This window comes from Micrococcus sp. KBS0714 (assembly GCF_002008305.4).
Lineage (GTDB): Bacteria > Actinomycetota > Actinomycetes > Actinomycetales > Micrococcaceae > Micrococcus > Micrococcus luteus.
This window is the reverse complement of record NZ_CP042169.1, coordinates 553,302-571,372: the sequence shown is the minus strand read 5'-3', so window position 1 is coordinate 571,372 and position 18,071 is coordinate 553,302. Positions and strand designations below refer to the sequence as shown.

Below are 18,071 nucleotides of genomic sequence, written 5' to 3'. Positions count from 1 at the left end.
GCCACTCAGGAAGGACCACGACCGCCGCGCCGCTTGGCGGCGCGTTCGATCGTCCCGCGTACCTCATGGAGGACTCGACGGGGGGAACGGCTCACGAGGGTCAGCAGGCCGAAGCCGCGGTACCGGGGGTTGTGGCCGCCGGAAAGGCGGTTGCCGACGAGGCGTCCCAGCATGTACTTTCGGCGCTCCACCTGATATCGCTGGACCCTGAGGAGCGCTTGGAGGTCCATCGGCTCCACGTGCAGGCGACCGGCAGCGACCGCATCCTGGACAATCTGCAGGCCCCTCGGGGTACGGGCTATCAGTGCCGACATGCCGGCGGCGTCGTCGAACACGGGGTAGCCGCGCTCGTCAGCGTCCCAGAAATCACCGGCCGTGATATCGGAGAACTCCCCCACGCCGTCCACGCACAGCCGGCACCGCCACTGCACCGTCGGACCGAGGGCGCCGCCCCAGGAGGATGCATAGTCCACGGTGGCACGGCGCCCGTCCCGGGTGAGGGCAGTGAAGTCGCCGGGCCATCCGCGGCCGCGGTACCACAGGTCCATCAGCGGCTCGTCGCGCTGAATTCCCTCACGCTCCAAGAGGACCTCCGTGGCGTCCTGGGAGGGAGTGCCAGCGCAGAAGAAGCTGAGCAGCACCGGCGAGTCGACGCCGTTGGCCGCATCCAGCTGACGCCTCCCGGCCACCTCACACGGTTTGCCCACCATCACGCCCGCATCATCAGCCGAGCGCCCGCCAGCGCTCACGGGGGCGTAACGGGAACCGGCGGCGGCAAGCGCCTCCTCGCGGGTGGTGATGCGCACGGGAATGGTGCGGCGCGGCCCTTCAGGATGCGCGGCCACACCGGAGACGACCTCACCGCGCTCTCTGAGGAAGTCAGCGATCGCCGTGAGCGTTCCCCCAGAGCTCCCACGATGCCGAATCTCCGGGTCAAGGGCCCACGCGCGCCATGCGCCGTGGATGGGGCCGAGGTAGGGGTCACGCTGCACACCCTCTGGTCGCGGCGCTGTCAGGGTCCTGCCAGGGCACGACCGCAGAAATGTCCGGGCGCGCCATGCGTCCCCCTCCTCCGGCGTCCCGGAGACCACCGGGCGACGGAAGCCCTCGGCATCCCGCATCTCCACCCGGGGCGACACCAGTTCGCACACTCCGCACCCCGTGCAAAGATCGGACTGCACCACCTCATCGATGACGGCCCGGAGTCGGTCGGGAGGAGGAGGTGCGTAGCTCATGTGCCTATATTAGGTCCGCCCCCCTCCTCCTTTGGCGCGCCGACGCGCTCACAGGAAGCCCCCAACTTGGGAGAAGCGTGAAGATCCTCGTCTACGGTGCAGTCCACCAGCAGCCGAACATCGGAGTCAGCGCTCTCGCCGCCGGTGCCGAGGCGGTCCTGTCCCGCGCGTTCCCCGACGCCGACATCCGATTCCGCTCCACCGGGCCGCTGGGAGACGGACCGATGAACCTGAGCCACACGGCCCCGCTGCTCAAAGAGATGGTCGTGAACCGCCGCGGCCTGCGGGGCTGGACGCGCTCGTTCGACCTCCTGTGTGATATCCGCGGCGGTGACAGCTTCACTGACATCTACACATCCAAGATGTTCTTCAAGCTGAGTGCCTTCCCGCTGTACGCGCAAGCCCTCCGGGTGCCGGTCGTGATGCTGCCTCAAACCATCGGCCCGTTCGAAAACAGGGCGTCGCGGATTCTGGCCAAGCGATTCATGCGCGGCTGCCGCCTCGTCATGGCCCGCGATCCCCGTTCAAGTGACTTCGCCGCGGAGCTGGGTCGGCCAGTCGACCTCACGGCCACGGACGTGGTGTTCGCGATCGAACGCCCCGAGCCGTCCCTCAAACACCGAGACGTGGTCCTGAACACCTCGGGACTGCTCTGGCACGCGGGCAACCGCCATGTCGACTCCGACGCCTACCGAGCCGGCATACGCGGCGTGATCGACATCCTTCTGGCCGAGGGACGGCAGATCACGCTCCTCGCCCACGTCGTGGGACGGACCGACACCGGCGCCGACAACGACCGGGCCGCGCTGGCCGCCCTCCGTGAGGACTACGGAGACCGCCTGGAGTATGTGGTTCCCTCGGGCCTCGACGAGGTCCGCTCCCTGATGGCCTCTGCAAACGTGGTGGTGGGCGCCCGGATGCACGCGTGCCTGAACGCCCTGTCCATCGGCGTGCCGGCCGTCCCCATGGCCTACTCCCGCAAGTTCGCGCCCCTGCTGGACCAGCTCGGATGGCACCATACGGTGGACCTCAACGCTTCCGGAGAGCAGATCGCAACGGCGGTCCTCGAAGAGATCCACGCGGTCGAAGGTGAGGATCTCACTCCTGTCCTGCGCACCGCGCGCGCCCGCATAGACGCCGCGGTCGAGGCCTTGCGCCAGCTCAGCGACTGATCCGTGGCGGTCAGTCGCTCGGCCCGGGCGGGCCTACACAGCCTCGGGGGCACCGGCACCCAGATGGTCATCCAGCTGGTCAGCCTCACGGTATTGGCCCGCTTCCTTGAGCCAGCCGAGTTCGGCGTCTACGGCATGGCCATAACCTTCATCGGGTTCACCACCCTCTTCCGCGACCTGGGCCTGTCCTCCGCTGCCATCCAGGTGAAGAGTCTCCCGATCCAGCTGCGCACCAACCTGTGGTGGATCAACACCGGCACAGGGGCGATCCTGGCTCTGCTCACCTTGGCGACCGCACCTCTGATCGCTGCCTTCTACCGGGAGCCGCAGGTGGCTTTCGTGGTGGCCTTCATGGCGCCCACCATGCTCCTCGCCGGCGCCGCCGTTCAGTACAGGGCGAGCCTCGCCCGGGACCTCCGGCTCGGCGCCGCGGCCGCCATCGACGTCACCGGAGCGTTGCTCGGGCTCATCGTGTCCGTGGGGGTGGCTCTGGCGGGCGGCGGCGTCTGGGCCCTGGTACTGCCCCAGTTAGTCAGTGGCGTCGTGACGCTGGCGGGTGTCATCTTCGTCTCACGCTGGCTGCCTGGACTGCCACGCCGTGGGCACGGCACTCGGCAGCTGGTCCGCTTCGGAGGCGCCATGTTCGTGAGCCAAGCTCTCACATACACCCACCGCACCTACGATGTGCTGCTACTGGGGCGCCTCCACGGCGCCGACTGGACGGGCCAGTTCAACCGTGCCGCCCAGATGTCCCGCATGCCGATGGGCATGATTGCGGCTCCGTTCAGCAAGGTGGCACTGGCCACGATGGCGCCTCACCAGGAGGACGTGCATGCTCTAGGCGCGCTGGCGCGCCGCGGCCAGGTCCTCCTCGCCCTCCCGGTGCTCCTCGCCGCGGGTGGTCTGGTCGCCGCCGCGGAGCCGCTAGTCAGCCTCGTGCTCGGCGACGGTTGGGGCCAGGCGGTTCCGTTTCTGCAGTTGATCGCGATGTCCGAGGCCCTGGCTCTCATGGCCTCGGTGGGCGGCTGGCTCATGGCGGCCCGGGGCCAGGGGAGCAAACTCATCCGCCTAGGTGTGATCTCCACGGTCATCAAGGTCTCCACGGTCTCTTTGGGCAGCTTGTGGGGCCCCTATGGGATCGTCGCCGGCGTCGTCGTCGCCCAAGTGATCCTCTGGCCACTCTCCCTGGTCCTCACGGGCCGGATGTCCGGCGTTTCCACCCGCGAAGCGCTTGTCGACTCGTACGTCCTGGTGGGCGTCACCGCATCGGCCACGGCTGCGGGCTGGTATGCCGGTCGTACCCACATCGTGCCGGGAGGGCCCGTGGTCGACATAGTGGCGGTGGTCGTGACCATGCTGGCCACACTGGCTCTGGCTGCCGCGCTGGTCGCTCCGTTCCGCCGCGACGTGCAGACGTTCCTGCAAACCGTACGCTCCGGCGTTGGCTGATACTCCGCCCCGCCGTTCGGGCGCGCGGCGGCGGCCTACCCTCTAGACTCGGCCCCATGAAGGGCATCATCCTCGCCGGCGGCACCGGCTCGCGTCTGCATCCGATCACGCACGGCATCTCGAAGCAGCTCGTGCCCGTGTACGACAAGCCGATGATCTACTACCCGCTCTCCACGCTCATCCTGGCGGGCATCCGGGACATCCTCGTCATCACCACCCCGCAGGACGCGGAACAGTTCCAGCGACTGCTCGGGGACGGCTCCCAGTTCGGTGTGTCTCTGACGTACGTTCAGCAGCCCTCGCCGGACGGCCTGGCCCAGGCGTTCGTGTTGGGTGAGGAGCACATCGGCGTTGACCACGTGGCCTTGGTGCTGGGGGACAACATCTTCTACGGCCCGGGAATGGGTCAGCAGCTGCGCCGCCACACGGATGTGGAGGGCGCCACCGTGTTCGGGTACTGGGTGAAGGACCCCACGGCCTACGGCGTGGTGGAGTTCGACACGAACGGAAAGGCCGTCTCCTTGGAGGAGAAGCCGGCGCAGCCAAAGTCCAACTTCGCGGTCCCCGGACTGTACTTCTACGACAACGACGTGGTGGAGATCGCGAAAGACCTGAAGCCCTCGCCCCGCGGCGAGCTCGAGATCACGGACGTAAACCGCACATACCTCGAGCGTGGCACGCTCAATGTGGAGGTCCTCCCCCGCGGCACCGCGTGGTTGGACACCGGCACATTCACCGATCTCAACGACGCCTCGAACTTCATCCACGCCGTGGAGTCACGGCAGGGTCTGAAGGTTGGATCCCCGGAGGAGGCCGCCTGGCGGCAGGGGCTGCTCACGGACGATCAGCTCCGGGAGCGTGCCGAGCGGCTCGTGAAGTCCGGCTACGGTCGCTACCTGCTGGACCTGCTGGATTCAGGCCGCTGAGCCCGGGGACGGACCGACAGACCGTGGCATCCTTCGACATCCTCTACATCCGCCCGGCCGGCTCCGGGTGGGGCCCAGTCCACGAACTTGTGCAGCTGACCCGTCGCCTATTCGACGCACGGCTGATAGAGGTGGACGACACGGGCGACGTCAATCGCTTGCAGAGGGCATCGGCCCTACTCCCCCGCGGACCGCGCGTCCGTGACCGTCACCTGCTCGTCATGGGTCCCCAGCCCGCCGCGATCGCACACGTCGCCCATCCTCGCCTCTGGTTACCCGGCTACCGTTCCGTCGCGGTGTGGATCATCGACTCGTTCTGGACCGACCGCACCCCGCGCCTGTTGCGTGACCGCCCGCACGTGGATCGCCTGTTTATCACGGACCCTCAGCTGGTCTCCGAATGGTCAGGACAGACTGGACTGCCGGTGGGCGTCCTTCCGTGGGGGTCCGACACCACCCGATTCACCTCGGCCCAGGAAGGCACCGACCGACCGGTGGACGTGCTCCGCGTCGGCCGACAGCCGAGGGCCTGGAGCGACGACGCGAGGACCTCGCGCGACGCCGCCGCCCACGGACTACACTTCGCCGGCCGTCCTCCGTTCAGCGACGATCCCGCACGGAATCAAATGCTGGTCCGGGAGGCTATGGGGCGGGCTCGTGTGGTGCTCGCCTTCTCCAACCTCGTGAGCCCGGCACCGTACACCCATCCGACCCGCGACTACCTCACAGGCCGCTGGACCGATGCCCTCGCCGCGGGCTGCCTCGTCGCGGGCACCGCCCCGGCCTCGGCGGCCTCGCTCCTCTGGCCCGGAGCGACCGTCGAGATCTCCCCCACCTCCCGGGATGATGCGTGGCCCGTCCTCGCGCAGTTAGCCTCGGAATGGACCCCGCAGGCAGCAGCGGATCGCCAGTCCGAGGCGCGGCGCCGTCTCGACTGGCGATACCGGCTCAGGGACTTGTGCATGGCCATGGACTGGGCAGTGCCGGACCGTCTCACCGCAGAACTTGCCACCCTCTGAGAGGAGTCACATCATGGGACTCGGCCTGAATGTAGCCCTCCACGACGTTGTCCACCGCGTGGCATTCTCCGCCGCTGTGCCGATCCAGCACCGCACAGCCTTCCTCCGTCGGCTGGGATGGACCGGCATCACCCGCTCGGACATCCGCGACGGATGCCTCTTCATCGGCTTCGACATCACCATGGACCGGTCATACCTCAACCGCCAGGTGCTGATCGATGCTTCCGCGCCGGTGAGGATCGGGGCCCATGTGCAGTTCGGCCCCCGGTCCAGCATCATCACGAGCACGCATCGGATCGGCGACGCGACCATGCGCGGTGGCGACCCGGAGGCCCAGCCCGTCGCCGTGGGCGACGGGTGCTGGATCGGCGCCGGCGCGATGATCCTCCCCGGGGTCATCGTGGCACCCGGATGCATTATTGCCGCCGGCGCGGTTGTCACTCGGGACACTGAACCGAACGGCATCTACGCCGGCACGCCGGCAAGGCGGGTACGTGACCTGGACTGAGGACCAGACGGGAGCCGCTCCCTGCCTATGGCCGGGGCCCAGGTTGCGTCAGGCGCCCGGCAGCCCCTCCACCAAGGCACGGATCCGGAGGGCGAACTCCCGTTCGGAAAACTTCTCCACGTGCCGCCGCATCGCCGCGGTGTCCCAGCGGGCCGCCTGGAGCTTCTTGATGCCCTCACCTACCGCGTCGATACTCGCATCCAGGACGAACGTCCCGTTGACGCCGTCCACGATGGTGTCCAGGTAGCCGCCGGCGCGCAGCGCCACGGTGGGCACGCCCCATGCGCTCGCTTCAAGCGGCGTGATGCCGAAGTCCTCGTGGCTCGCTGCGATCAGCGCGATCGCGTGAGCGTAGGCCCAGCGCAGCTGCGCGTCGGTGAGGTCTTGGCCGAACACCACGTCCTCCCCCGCCATCGCACGCAGCCGGGCCTCCTCCGGGCCCTTGCCGATCACCACGAGCGGCCGCCCCGCGCGGGCCGCGGCCTCGATCGCCACGTCCACGTGCTTGTACGGCATGAGGCGCGCGACCGACAGCAGGAAGCCGTCCTCCGCCAGCCGCTCGGCTCCGGGGATCGGCTCCTGCGGGCCGTCCGTGCTCACGGAGTGCGGCGGAAACACCAGGTCCACGCCGTCGAGCCCGTAGACGTCTTCGATCCGCTCCTTCACCACCGTGGAGTTGGCCACATAGCGTGATCGACGCCGGACGGCCGCGCGGTCCCACCTGCGCAGGCCCGGGCGCAGCGCGCGGGCGATCCGGCCCTTGATGCTGTTCCGGCCTCCCTCGCCCAGGTAGTCGTCCAGCAGGTAGACCCAGCGCGCCGGGGTGTGGCAGTAGACGAGTGTGGCGCCGTCGTAGCGGAATCCGTGCGCCCAGCCGGAGGTCGAGACGACGGCGACCGGCTCCTTCACATGCAGCAGTGAGGACGCCAGCGGCAGAAGCGGCAGGGCCCGCCGCGGGTCCTTCCGCAACACCCCCACCCGGTTGAGGGGCGAGGTGATGATGCGTGCGTCCTTGAACTCCGGGAAGGTTCCCTCGGGGTCGTAGAACGTCGTGTAGATGGGCGCATCCGGCCACATCCGGTGCAGGGCGAGCACCACCCGCTCCGCCCCGCCCTTCTGTGTGAGGTAGTCGTGGGCGATGGCGATCCGGCCGCGTGTCATGTCGGTCATGGTGCTCCCCTCAGAACTGTCGGCGGGCACGCCCCGGCCGAGTGCGTCCGGTCTCCGCTGCGGCTTCGACCTGCAAGGCGATCAGCTTTCGTGCGATCGGGGCTGGCAACACGGCAGCGGCACGCTCGACGACGGCGGAGCTGTACTGGATCGTGCGCTCCGTGCTCAGCGCGGCCACCGCTCGCACGGCGGCGCCCCACGGCCCGCCCGGGGCACGGTCCCCGCCGAGTGCGTCCGCCCCGTGCTTGGCGATGAAGATCTGCCGGGCGGACCCCGAATGCAGAGCCCGGCGCGCCTTGGTGTAGGTGGTGACCGCCGCCGCGTGGTGACGGGTCTCCAGCTCCGGCCGGATCTCCACCGGGTACCCGGCGGCATGGAGACGGTAACCGAAGTCGACGTCCTCCCAGCCATAGCGGCGGTAGTCGGGGTCGTAGCCGCCGAGCTCTTCGTGGAGGGTGCGGGGGACGGACACGTTGCCGGCCCAGTGCCGCCACTGCTGCTCTGCCGGAAGGGCGTAGGCATGGCGACGGTGCGCTTCGTCCTGGGCGTCACCGTAGACGCGCTGATAAGCGGAGTCTGGGAGGACATTGGCCGTCAATCCGATCACGCCGCCGGACCCGCCCGCGTGCGCGGCCACGTGGTCGCGGATGTAGTGGGGCCCGGGCTCCAGGTCGTCGTCGGCCCGGATGAGGATGCGGCCGGACGTCGCGTCGGCACCTGCATTCAGCGCGGCGACCCGTCCGCGGTTCTCGCCGAAGACGGTCCAGCTCAGGTCCAGGCCCGGATGCTCCGCGGCCAACTGCGCGAGCATCCCTTCGGACCCGTCCACATCCCCGTCCACGACCACGTGGGCCTCGAACGGCGGGGCGTCCTCCTGCGCGGCGAGCGCGCCGATCAGGCGCGGCAACCGCTGAGCGCCGCCCCGGCTGGGGACGATCACGCTGGCCTCGGGGGCCAGGGGCGTCTCGGTCATGAGTCCTCCGCAGGTGTCATAGGGACAAGTCATCCAGGAGCTCGGCGACGGCGGCGCGGCCGGCCTCAGGTGAGAACAGCGACTCCCAGCGGCGCTGCTGGGAGTGGGCCACCGCGCCCAGATCGACCGCACGCACGGCCTGCAGGCGGTCCGCGAGCGCGGCAGCGTCCCGCTGCGGAAAAACGAAGGGGTGCTCGCTGCCGACCACCTCGGGAACGGCCCCCGCATCGGAGGCCACCACCGGAACGCCCGCGGCCATCGCCTCGGCCGTCACCAGGCCGAAGACCTCGGCCCACTGCGACGGCACGGCCAGCACGTCCACGGAAGCCAGGAACTCGGCGGTGTCCTGCCAGCCGAGCACCTGGACGTCCTCACCCGCCGCCTTCAGGGCGGTGGCGAGCCGCTCGGCTTCGTCATCCGCCACGAACCGGCTCTCCCCCGCGACGCGGAACACGAAAGCACCCGGGTCGGTCTTCCGCAGCAGCGCGGCGGCCTCCAGCAGGGTGACGATGCCCTTGTCCTCGGACAGCCGGCCGAGGAAGCCCACGGTCAGCGGCTCATCGGCATCGCGGGCCCGCCCTGCCTGCGGCGTCGTCGGGGCCGGAACCCAGTTGTGGAGCACGCGGGCCCCGCGGATGCGGTCCGCCGCGAATCGGGAGGGCGCGAGGACCGCGAGCGCGCCGGGACGCGCCAGGGCGGAGAACACGCGCAGAAGCGGCTTCTCGGGCACCTGGTGCAGGTGCACGATCCGGCGCGGCCGGCCGGCCAGCGCCGTCGCCGGCAGCAGCCCGTTGCACCACACGACGTCGTCCTTGCCTCGGCCGCGGTCCCAGGCCCGGAGAGCACGCAGGTACCCCAGTCGTCCGGGCCCACCCAAGCGGACCACGTCGAAGCCGTCCGCGGCCAGGCGATCGGCGGTCTCGGCCGGGTGGGCCGGGGCCACGACGCCCACGTCCCGCCCCAGCTCGCGCAACGCCGTGGCGAGGTGGTGCAGCATCACCTCGCCGCCGCCCACTTCGCCCTGGTTCGCCAGGATCCAGATGCGTCCGGTCATCGGGCCGGCTCCAGGGATCGAGGATGTCCGGTCCGCGCGTCCACGACGGAGCGGACGCGGGTCAGCCCCCGCTTGGCCGCGCGGCCGAGGTGCTCCTCGCCGTACTTCTGCAGGGCCCAGGCGAGCACGGAGACCACGGCCAAGGCCACGAGCATGGCCATGTTCCGGCCCACATACGGCCAGAGCGCGTGGATGAGGATGTATCCGGGGATGGCGTGGAGGATGTAGAGGGAATAGCTGATCTTCCCGTACCACTGGACAGGGGCCAGGAGCAGCACGGACGTCCTCTCCCGCAGCATCACCGTGACTGCGAGGAGCACCACCACGAGGACCTCGAGGGCCAAGGGCATCCCCCGCATGACGAACGTGCTGCCCACCGCGGACACCGCGGCCGCCGCGACCCAGCCGCGGTGCTGCCCCGTCTGCCGCGCGATGTACAAGGCCATCCCCAGCACGAACAACGGAGCGTACTCGGCCACGGTGGCGTTGTTGAGGAGCTTCACCCACAGGGGGTCCCGCTGAGGGTCCGAGCCCACGTGCGGCGCGGTGAACAACACCACGGCCCACGAGATCACCGACCACGCGAGGCTCCCCCACAGCACCACGCGGTCCGAAAGGCGGCAGCGCGTGAGATACAGGAGGATCAGGATGATCACGTAGAACTGCATCTCCACCGCGAGCGTCCAGTAGACGTCCACCACGTTGTCCACGCCGACCCACCGCTGGACCATCGTCAGGTTGAGGAAGGCCTGGCTCCACGTGAAGGGGAAGCCGGGCACCGGGTGCAGGAGGAGCAGCACCACGGCGAACACCAGGGAGATCCAGTACGGCGGATAGAGCCGGGCCGCCCGGGAGATGGCGAAGTCGCTCGGCCGGTTGGCCCGACGGGCGGACATGAAGATGACGAACCCGGAGATGATGAAGAACAGCTGCACGCCGGCGGCGCCCCAGGCCGCATCGTGGAACGCGGCGGGATCCTGCGGGTAGTGCGAATTGTGGGCGCCTGTGTAGTGCGAGAACACCACGGCCAGCGCCGCGATCCCCCGAAGACCGTCCAGCTCCCGGAACCGGGGGCCCGGAACACGCTTCTCGGCCGGGGCCACCGACGCCGATCCTGGCTCGTTCGGGCTCGCTGCGGTCATCGGGTACCCACCTTCCCCACCCGCCGCCCGAGCACCTCGAGGGTCGCCTCGGCGGTCGCCCGGGCCATCGTCTCCACGTCGCCCACGCGCACCTCACCCGGGCCGTCGGCGGCGGCACGCACGACGGCGTCGGCGATGGCCGCCGGAGTGGTCTCGTGGACCAGGCGCTCGGGCGGCAGGATCTCCCCGTTGCCGCCCACGTCCGTGGCGACGGCGGGCAGGCCCGCGGCCGCGGCGTCGAGCAGGGTGTAGCTGAGGTTCTCCCACGCGGAGAGCTGCACCAGCACGTCGTGCTCGGCCATGGTCTCCCACGGCTCCACGAAGCCGGGCAGGTCGACCGCCTCCGCGACACCGAGCGCCTCGGCCTGGGCGCGCAGCTCCCCCTCCAGGGGGCCAGCGCCGGCCAGCGTCAACCGCGTCCCGGGGTCGCGCTCCAGCAGGGCGGGCAGCGCCGCGATCAGCCGGTCCAGGTTCTTCTCGGGCGCCAGCCGGGACAGCGAGAGGATCCGCAGCCCCTCCCCCGGTGTGCGCCGCTGCCCCGCGGCCGCGGCGCGCACCGCGGGCACATCCACCCCGTTGCGCACCACGGTGATAGGCGCCCCCGCACCCCACTTGCGCCGGAGCACGTCCGCGGTGGACTGCGCCACCGCGATCACGAGGTCCGTGCCGCGCAACCGGGCCCGGTGCGCGGCGTTCTTCACCCGAGCCGCCGCGGCGCGGTTGTACAGCCCGTCGTCCGGGGCGATCCCATGCTCGGTGCTGAGCAGCGCCGGCGCACCGGCCCGCTGCCGGGCCCGCCCCGGGCCGAGCGCGGCGAACGCCGCGAGGTCGGCGTAGGCCAGGTGCGTGTGGACCGCGGCCGGGCGCAGGGTGCGCACCGCCGTGCGGAGCGTGCGCACCGAGGCGGCCAGGCCGGCGTCGGGACCGACGTCCCCGGTGAACACCGCCGCGCCCTGCTCGCGCAGCCGCTCGGCGAGCGGACCCTCGGGGCAGAGCACCGCCAGACGCAGGCCGGGCAGGCCCACGCGCGCGACGTCGAGGACGTGCCGGGCCACGCCGCCGAGGTCGGCGACGGGCACCACCCAGAGCGTCAGCGGGGCCGGAGTGGTCCTCGCGGCCTCGGGGATCACAGCCACTGCTCCAGGCGGTCCAGGGCCGTCCAGAAGCCCTCGCCGTTGTTGATGTGGCCCTGCCAGATCTCCGGGATGAAGCTCACCCCGGGGGCCAGGCGGTCCAGCTGCTCGCACAGCACGGGCCAGTCCACGTCGCCCTCGCCGATCTGCGGTCCCTCCCCGTCCACACCGGTGGCGTCCACGAGGTGCAGGTGGATGGTGTGCGGGGCCAGCTTCTCCACCATCTCCGAGAAGGGGATGCCCAGGAACGTGGCCGAGAGCTTGGAGTGGGAGATGTCCAGGCACAGGGGCACCCCCGTGGCCTCCACGAACGCCACGGTGTCGTCCGGGTCCATGAAGAGGTTGTGGTACTGCTGACCGCCCATCAGCCACGGGAACGGCGGCAGCGTCTGCGCGGCGATCCGGATGCCGGAGGTGTCCAGGCGCTGCACGGCCTCGGCGATGCGCTCGTACTTCGGCAGCCGCTCCTCCGGGCGGATGTGCCGGTCCAGGGTGAACCCGCCCATGGTGATGACCATGATGGGCTCCTCCTCGTGCGGGAACCAGCGCTTCAGGTCCCGGGTGATGTCGATCGTGCGCTGCACCTCGGCGATCGAGCGCTCCCATACGGCGTCGTCGTCGCTGGCCAGATCCACGAGGAAGTCACCGGAGAAGATGTCCGGCAGGTGCGTGGTGAAGCCCATCGGCATGGGCTCGCTGAACACCGAGTCGATGTCGATCTCGAGGTCCTTGTAGGAGAAGTGGAACTCCAGGAAGTCCGGGGTGCAGTCCTTCGTCAGCGCCTCGACGTCGTGGTAGCGCACCGGCAGGCCCCAGGGGCGCCGGAACTCGAACTGGCGCCCGGTGGGCACCGTGTCCGTGAGGTCGCCGGCGAAGAAGAAGTCACCCTCGGCCATCTCGCGGTGCAGCGTGCGGCCGACCAGGCGCGGCAGCTCGTTGGGCTGCAGGCCACGGCCCGGGGACTTCACGGTCACGTCGTCGGCGGTGATCGTGGCGCCGACCCGCAGCGGACGGGCCGCCACCAGGGACTTGGCCAGGTTGATGCGGTTCATCGCCTCGCCCGTGGAGACCACGCGCTCGGTCCCGACGCCGATCGACTCCTCGATGTCCCGCGTCTGCCGGACCATCTGCGCGAACTCCTCCGGCAGCAGGGAGACCTTGTGGTCGTTGCCCTCGAGCCCGCGGTCCACGGTGAAGTGCTTCTCGATGATCGCGGCGCCCCGGGCCACCGCGGCCAGGGCCACGTGGAAGCCGCGCTCGTGGCCCGAGTAGCCCACCGGCGTCTGCGCGATCTCCGCCAGCCGGTCCAGGTAGGCCAGGTTCACATCCTTGTAGGGGGCGGGGTAGGTGGACTGGGCGTGCAGCATCGCGAAGGGGACGCCGAAGGAGCGCACCAGGGCCGCCGCCTCGCGGATCTCCTCCTCCCGGGACATGCCGGTGGAGAGCACCATCGGCAGGCCGGAGGCGGCCGCGTCCCGCAGCAGCCCGTGGTTCGTCAGGTCCGCCGAGGCGATCTTCACGCCGTCCACCGGATACTCGCGCAGCACCCGCATGGACGGGGCGTCCCACGGGGTGCACATCAGGGCGACGCCGGCCTCCCGGACGTGGTCGAACACCCGCACCATGTCCTCGGCGGAGAGCGAGAACTTGGCCAGCTCGTCCAGGGTGCGCTGGGCCCCCAGGTCCTCGCCGGCGGTGGCCGCACCGGACTGCCGGTACAGGGCGTCCATGTCCCGCAGCTGGAACTTCACGGCGTCCGCGCCCGCCTCGACAGCCAGGTCCACGAGACGGCGGGCCAGGTCCACATCGCCCTGGTGGTTGTTGCCGATCTCCGCGATCAGGAACGCCGGGTGGCCCTCCCCGATCCGGTGCCCGCCGATCCGCAGCTCCGCCTCCCGGTTGATCGCCAGGGCCGTCAGGCGACCGCGCTCGTCCAGCAGCGGCAGGTGCAGCGCCCCGGCGGGCAGGGCCTCGCGCATCTCGGCCGGGGTGGCGCCCAGGGGCGCCGTCGCCGGGTCGCGATGGGCGACGTCGGCCGCGGCCACGTCCAGCGACGCCTCCGGCTGCGCCAGGAGCCAGCGGCGCACGTCCCCGTCCGTCAGGGAGCCGACGAGGAAGCCGTGGGAGTCCACCACGAACACGGTGCGCTCGCGGTTGTCGGTCATCTTCTGCAGGGCGGCCAGGAGCGAGTCCTCGGGGAAGACAAGGTAGGGGGTGAGCCTGCGTTCGATGATCACTGCGCGCCTCCGGGGGTGCGGTTCGGGCCGGTGGTGGGGGTCTCGGCGGTGCGCGGGGCACCGAGGTCGGAGCGGTGCCGGAGCACCTTGTGGACCGCCAGGTACTGGTCCATCTGCTGCTCGGCCAGGGCGAAGTCCAGCTCGGTGTCGATGTCCACGCCCTCGAGGTCGTCGAGCTCCAACAGGCCGATCCGGCCGCCGAGCCGGTTGTGCAGCCGGTCGTAGACCCAGGGGCGCGTCACGTAGAGGGACCCGTTCTCGCGGAACCGCAGGTCGGTGCGCGTCATGTCCTGCCGGCGCTTGCGCGCCGTGACGTCGAAGTCCGGGATCGGCTCCCCGTCGGGATCCTCGGGATGGCGCCACAGGAACGGGGACACCGGGACGACGCCGACCAGCGAGTCCACCCCCGTATCCCGGAACTGCCGCACGGCGCGGTCCAGGGTGCCGGGCAGGCGCAGCGGGCTGGTGGCCTGGAGCAGCATCACGCCCTCGGGTTCGACGCCGGCCGCGCGCTCGGCCGCGAGCACGTGCTCGATCACGGGCTCGGTGGGGGTCGAGTCCTGGGCCAGGTGGGCCGGACGCAGGCCCGGCACGTCCGCGCCGTAGCGGAGGGCGACCTCGGCGATCTCGGCCGAGTCCGTGGAGACCACCACGTGCAGGTCCTCCTCCGCCTCGAGGGCGGCCTGGATGGTCCAGGCCACGAGCGGGTGGCCGCCCAGGAGGCGGATGTTCTTGCCGGGCAGCCCCCGGGACCCGCCGCGCACGGGGATGACGCACAGGATGCTCACGCGGACTCCTTCCAGACGTGCTCGGCGATCGCGGCCGCGGGGTCCGCGGTCGGCGAGGCCAGGGGCGGGGTGGGCTCCGGGGTGCGGCCGGGCCGCCACCGGGTCATGCCGTAGCGCCGCCAGAACCCCTCGAGCCAGGCGGGCGGGTCCGGGTGGACGGCCCACGCGGGTCTGCCGGCCTGCGCGGCCTCGAGGATCCCGGTGGAGAAGACGGCGGCCACGGGCCCGCGCGTGGCGACGAGGGGCGCCCCGGCGTCGTCGATCCGCACACCGGCTCTGCGCCAGGCCGCGTGCTGGCCGCGGGAGAGACGGTCCCGCTCGGCCGGGTGGGGGCGGTAGGCGGCGCCGGTGGCCCGCACGTACTGTTCGGCGGCCGCGGCGAAGTCCCGGCGGGGCAGCTCGGCGCCGTGCAGCTGGCCGAGGAACACCCCGGGGCCGTCTCCTGCGGTGTCCGACGGGGCGGGCGCGGCCCGGCGGGCCTGCTCGAGCAGCGCCGAGCCCACCGCGACGGCCTCCACATCGGCGCGGCCCTGGGTCCACCAGTCCGCGTCCGCGCTCGTGAAGGCGTACAGGGTGGCGTCCCGCGGGACGGGCGGCGTGGACACGGCCAGCAGTCCGTGCTGGACGACGCCGACCCGCGCCCCCCGCTGCCGGGCCCAGCGCACGGCGGCGCGACCCGAGGGCAGGTACTCCCCCGCCACCAGGACGCGGCGGAGCCCGGGCAGGCGATCCGTCACGACGTCGGCGGTGGCGGCGTGCTCCCGGTGGCCCACGGCCCCGGGCAGGGCGGGTGCGTCTCCGGCGGGCAGCACCCAGCCGACCCCGGCGGCGGCCTCCGGCCGCGCGGTGGCCAGGGCGGCCACGGGCGAGGCCAGCGCGGCCAGCTGCGTGGGGCCGAAGGACTCCAGGGCGACGAGCGTGTGCACGTCCCCCGCCGGCAGGAGCAGGCGGGGGGCGTCGTCGCCGGTGGACCGGCGGCGTGTCAGGGCGCCGGCCACGCCGCGCACGGTCGAGCGCGCGGTGTCCGCGGCCCGCCGGGTCAGCGGCCACTGGGCGCGCTGCCACGCGTGCCAGCGCGGCAGGTCCTCGGAGCGCCAGAAGAGGGGCGCGTCGGTCATGCCCACCACCCCTGGGCCATGGCCGCCCGGTGCGCGAACGTGTGCTCCGCGTGCGACCGGCGGCGGCCGGCCTCCCGGATGCGCGCTCCCCAGGCGGGATCCGCGACGACCCGGCGGCCCAGCTCGATGAGGTGGTCCGCGTCCTCGAAGACGAGCACCTCCTCGTCCGGGACGTAGAACTCGGCCACGTCGGCCCGATCGACGAGCTGGAGACCGCCCATGCCGGGCACCTCGAAGGTCCGCATCGCGTGGCCGGCCTGCAGCCCGTGGATGTTGATGGCGCCCGCGGCGGCCGCCTGCACGGCGTACGCCTCCTCGAGGGGGATGTCGCGTTCGGCGGGCAGGTCCGGCCGGGTCAGCTCCCACGTGCGCAGGCGGTCCACCGGGTGGTGGCTCCACTGACGCCCGTAGGCGCGCACCGGCACCCCGGCCGCGGCCAGGCGCGCGAGCAGCTCCACGCGATTCGGGTAGCGCGAGCCCACGAAGACGAGTTCGTCGCGCCGCGGCACCTGGGGCAGCGCCATCGCCGGGTCGAAACCGTTGGGCATGTAGTGGGCGTCCACGCCCTCGCCGGCCAGCAGCTCGGCCTCGGAGCGGGCGTAGCTGAGCACCGGCCCGACGGAGCGCAGGAACTCCATCGAGTAGTCGTGCCGCGCGAGGTCGTCGTACAGCCAGAGCATGCGGGGCAGGCCCGCCTCGAGGATCTCGGACCAGAAGTCCTCGCCCAGCGAGTCCCCCTTGATGACGAGCACGCGGTCCGGCCGGGCCTCACGCAGCGCGGCCACGGCCCGCCCGGTGTCCCAGGCGACCCGCGCGGCCGTGCGGTCCACGCCCGCCTTCTGCGGCAGCTCGAGCAGCCCCTTGTTCCGCAGCTTCATGCCGAGCGTGGCGTAGGCGTCGTAGCAGTGCACCGTGACGTCGAAGCCCTGGGCAGCCCACGCCGCCGCGATGGAGCGGTGGTAGCCGTGGAACGCCGGCGAGACGAGGAACAGCCGTTCCGGTGAGCGGCCGCCCCGCGCGTCGGGCGGCGCGGGCACGGTGTAACCGGTGGCGCTCATCGGCGCTGCCCCTTCCAGACCAGCGCGTGCTCGTCCCGGAGCACGGCGCGGGCGTCCACGTCCACACCCCGGGCCTGCCGGAGCGCGTTCACGGCGAAGTTCGCCCCCGTCGCCGCGGTGAGCGCGGCCTTGAGGACCCGGGGGTGACCGAACTTCCGGGCGTAGCGGTACCGGGAGTCCACCAGCCAGCCGCGCCGGCGCAGCGGGTCCGAGGAGCCGTGCAGCCCGTGCGGCACACGGACGGCCGGGACCACGATCGACGGCACGCCGCGCTCGCGCAGGCGGCGCTGCAGGTCGACCTCCTCGGAATTCATGAAGTACTCCTCGTCGAACCCGCCGACGGCGCGGACCTGCGCCATCGGCAGGAGCAGCACGGCGCCCATCACCCAGTCGACCGCCACGGGCGAGGCGGACCGGGTCGCCGCGACGTCGTGCCCCACGGCCTCGTGAAGCACGTCCAGGTGACGGAAGCGGGCCAGCGGAGTCAGCCACTCCACGGTCTGGTGCAGGACCGTGGGGAAGTGCCGCCCGGACCACTGCGGCGTGCCGTCCTCGTTGACGACCTGCGGGCTGACCACGGCCGGCTGATACGGGGCGGCCGCCACCACCAGCGCGTCGATCTGCGCCCCCGTGATCTCGGCGTCCGAGTTGAGGACCAGGGCCAGCTCGGTGGTGACCGCGGCCAGGCCGGTGTTCACGTTCGCCCCGAACCCGCCGTTGCGCTCGCGGCGCACCACGGTCAGACGCGGATCGTGCGCCTCGGGGTACGGGGTGGGCGAGGCGTCGTCCGAGACCACGACGGCGGCCAGCGCGTCCCCGGGATCGGTCAGCAGGCGGTCGACGAGGGCGAGGGTGGGGGCCGGATCGCCGTAGTGCGGGATCACCACGGTCACGGCCGCCGTGGTCGACTGCGCTGCCATGCGGGCTCCTCCCTCAGCTCGGATGAAGAGCGCGCCCAGCGCCCGAGAACCTGTGTCGAGTATAGGGAGGCTCTGGCGAAGACCCGTGCCAGCCGGTGGGGCGGCGCCATGGTCGCCCGCACGGCTCTCAGTACACTGACCGGACAGCCACGGGATGGAAAGGGTGAGC

Annotated in this window: 16 protein-coding genes; 5 read left to right on the top strand and 11 right to left on the bottom strand. The window is 71.5% G+C overall.

Going from position 1 to position 18,071, the window contains the following annotated elements; all coding sequences use genetic code 11:
- Positions 1 to 5: 5 nt before the first annotated feature.
- Positions 6 to 1,235, bottom strand: coding sequence for a Coenzyme F420 hydrogenase/dehydrogenase, beta subunit C-terminal domain (locus B1A86_RS02585; RefSeq protein WP_078025726.1), 1,230 nt, complete (start codon positions 1,233 to 1,235; stop codon positions 6 to 8).
- Between the two features lie 77 nt (positions 1,236 to 1,312).
- Here B1A86_RS02585 and B1A86_RS02580 point away from each other — a divergent pair, with 77 nt between their 5' ends.
- The 5 genes from B1A86_RS02580 to B1A86_RS02560 are packed head-to-tail and all read left to right on the top strand — an operon-like array spanning position 1,313 to position 6,309.
- Positions 1,313 to 2,407 carry a polysaccharide pyruvyl transferase family protein gene (locus tag B1A86_RS02580; RefSeq protein ID WP_168196726.1) on the top strand — a complete coding sequence of 365 codons (1,095 nt, stop codon included), beginning with the start codon at positions 1,313 to 1,315 and terminating at the stop codon, positions 2,405 to 2,407.
- A gap of 3 nt (positions 2,408 to 2,410) precedes the next feature.
- Positions 2,411 to 3,856 carry a lipopolysaccharide biosynthesis protein gene (locus B1A86_RS02575; RefSeq protein ID WP_078025728.1) on the top strand — a complete coding sequence of 482 codons (1,446 nt, stop codon included), beginning with the start codon at positions 2,411 to 2,413 and terminating at the stop codon, positions 3,854 to 3,856.
- Positions 3,857 to 3,912: 56 nt separating this feature from the next.
- Positions 3,913 to 4,782 carry a glucose-1-phosphate thymidylyltransferase RfbA gene (gene rfbA / locus B1A86_RS02570; protein WP_078025729.1) on the top strand — a complete coding sequence of 290 codons (870 nt, stop codon included), beginning with the start codon at positions 3,913 to 3,915 and terminating at the stop codon, positions 4,780 to 4,782.
- Positions 4,783 to 4,805: 23 nt separating this feature from the next.
- The gene (locus tag B1A86_RS02565) at positions 4,806 to 5,801 is read left to right on the top strand and encodes a hypothetical protein (RefSeq protein WP_078025730.1); all 996 of its coding nucleotides are present in this window, start codon (positions 4,806 to 4,808) and stop codon (positions 5,799 to 5,801) included.
- A gap of 13 nt (positions 5,802 to 5,814) precedes the next feature.
- Positions 5,815 to 6,309 carry a DapH/DapD/GlmU-related protein gene (locus B1A86_RS02560; protein WP_078025731.1) on the top strand — a complete coding sequence of 165 codons (495 nt, stop codon included), beginning with the start codon at positions 5,815 to 5,817 and terminating at the stop codon, positions 6,307 to 6,309.
- 48 nt (positions 6,310 to 6,357) lie between these two features.
- On the opposite strand, the gene B1A86_RS02555 is transcribed toward B1A86_RS02560, so the two are convergent.
- The 10 genes from B1A86_RS02555 to B1A86_RS02510 are packed head-to-tail and all read right to left on the bottom strand — an operon-like array spanning position 6,358 to position 17,902.
- Positions 6,358 to 7,479, bottom strand: coding sequence for a glycosyltransferase (locus tag B1A86_RS02555; RefSeq protein ID WP_138976780.1), 1,122 nt, complete (start codon positions 7,477 to 7,479; stop codon positions 6,358 to 6,360).
- Between the two features lie 10 nt (positions 7,480 to 7,489).
- Positions 7,490 to 8,452 carry a glycosyltransferase family 2 protein gene (locus B1A86_RS02550; protein ID WP_078025733.1) on the bottom strand — a complete coding sequence of 321 codons (963 nt, stop codon included), beginning with the start codon at positions 8,450 to 8,452 and terminating at the stop codon, positions 7,490 to 7,492.
- A 16-nt stretch (positions 8,453 to 8,468) separates the two neighbouring features.
- Positions 8,469 to 9,506 (bottom strand): glycosyltransferase, encoded by a 1,038-nt coding sequence (locus B1A86_RS02545; RefSeq protein ID WP_078025734.1) that lies wholly within the window; start codon positions 9,504 to 9,506, stop codon positions 8,469 to 8,471.
- Positions 9,503 to 10,648, bottom strand: a complete 1,146-nt coding sequence (locus B1A86_RS02540) for an acyltransferase (RefSeq protein WP_078025735.1) — start codon at positions 10,646 to 10,648, stop codon at positions 9,503 to 9,505. Before B1A86_RS02540 ends, B1A86_RS02545 begins: the two co-directional genes overlap by 4 nt.
- Positions 10,645 to 11,784 carry a glycosyltransferase gene (locus B1A86_RS02535; protein ID WP_246836839.1) on the bottom strand — a complete coding sequence of 380 codons (1,140 nt, stop codon included), beginning with the start codon at positions 11,782 to 11,784 and terminating at the stop codon, positions 10,645 to 10,647. Before B1A86_RS02535 ends, B1A86_RS02540 begins: the two co-directional genes overlap by 4 nt.
- The gene (locus B1A86_RS02530) at positions 11,775 to 14,018 is read right to left on the bottom strand and encodes an N-acetylneuraminate synthase family protein (RefSeq protein WP_078025737.1); all 2,244 of its coding nucleotides are present in this window, start codon (positions 14,016 to 14,018) and stop codon (positions 11,775 to 11,777) included. The genes B1A86_RS02535 and B1A86_RS02530 overlap by 10 nt, the downstream gene beginning before the upstream one ends.
- Positions 14,015 to 14,806 (bottom strand): cytidylyltransferase domain-containing protein, encoded by a 792-nt coding sequence (locus B1A86_RS02525; protein ID WP_078025738.1) that lies wholly within the window; start codon positions 14,804 to 14,806, stop codon positions 14,015 to 14,017. Before B1A86_RS02525 ends, B1A86_RS02530 begins: the two co-directional genes overlap by 4 nt.
- Complete coding sequence (locus tag B1A86_RS02520) at positions 14,803 to 15,924, bottom strand: hypothetical protein (protein ID WP_078025739.1); 1,122 nt, start codon at positions 15,922 to 15,924, stop codon at positions 14,803 to 14,805. Before B1A86_RS02520 ends, B1A86_RS02525 begins: the two co-directional genes overlap by 4 nt.
- Entirely contained in the window at positions 15,921 to 16,982 is a 1,062-nt protein-coding gene (locus tag B1A86_RS02515) for a glycosyltransferase (protein ID WP_063189819.1), read from the bottom strand. The genes B1A86_RS02520 and B1A86_RS02515 overlap by 4 nt, the downstream gene beginning before the upstream one ends.
- Positions 16,979 to 17,902 carry a glycosyltransferase family 2 protein gene (locus B1A86_RS02510; protein ID WP_138976779.1) on the bottom strand — a complete coding sequence of 308 codons (924 nt, stop codon included), beginning with the start codon at positions 17,900 to 17,902 and terminating at the stop codon, positions 16,979 to 16,981. The genes B1A86_RS02515 and B1A86_RS02510 overlap by 4 nt, the downstream gene beginning before the upstream one ends.
- Between the last annotated feature and the right edge of the window lie 169 nt (positions 17,903 to 18,071).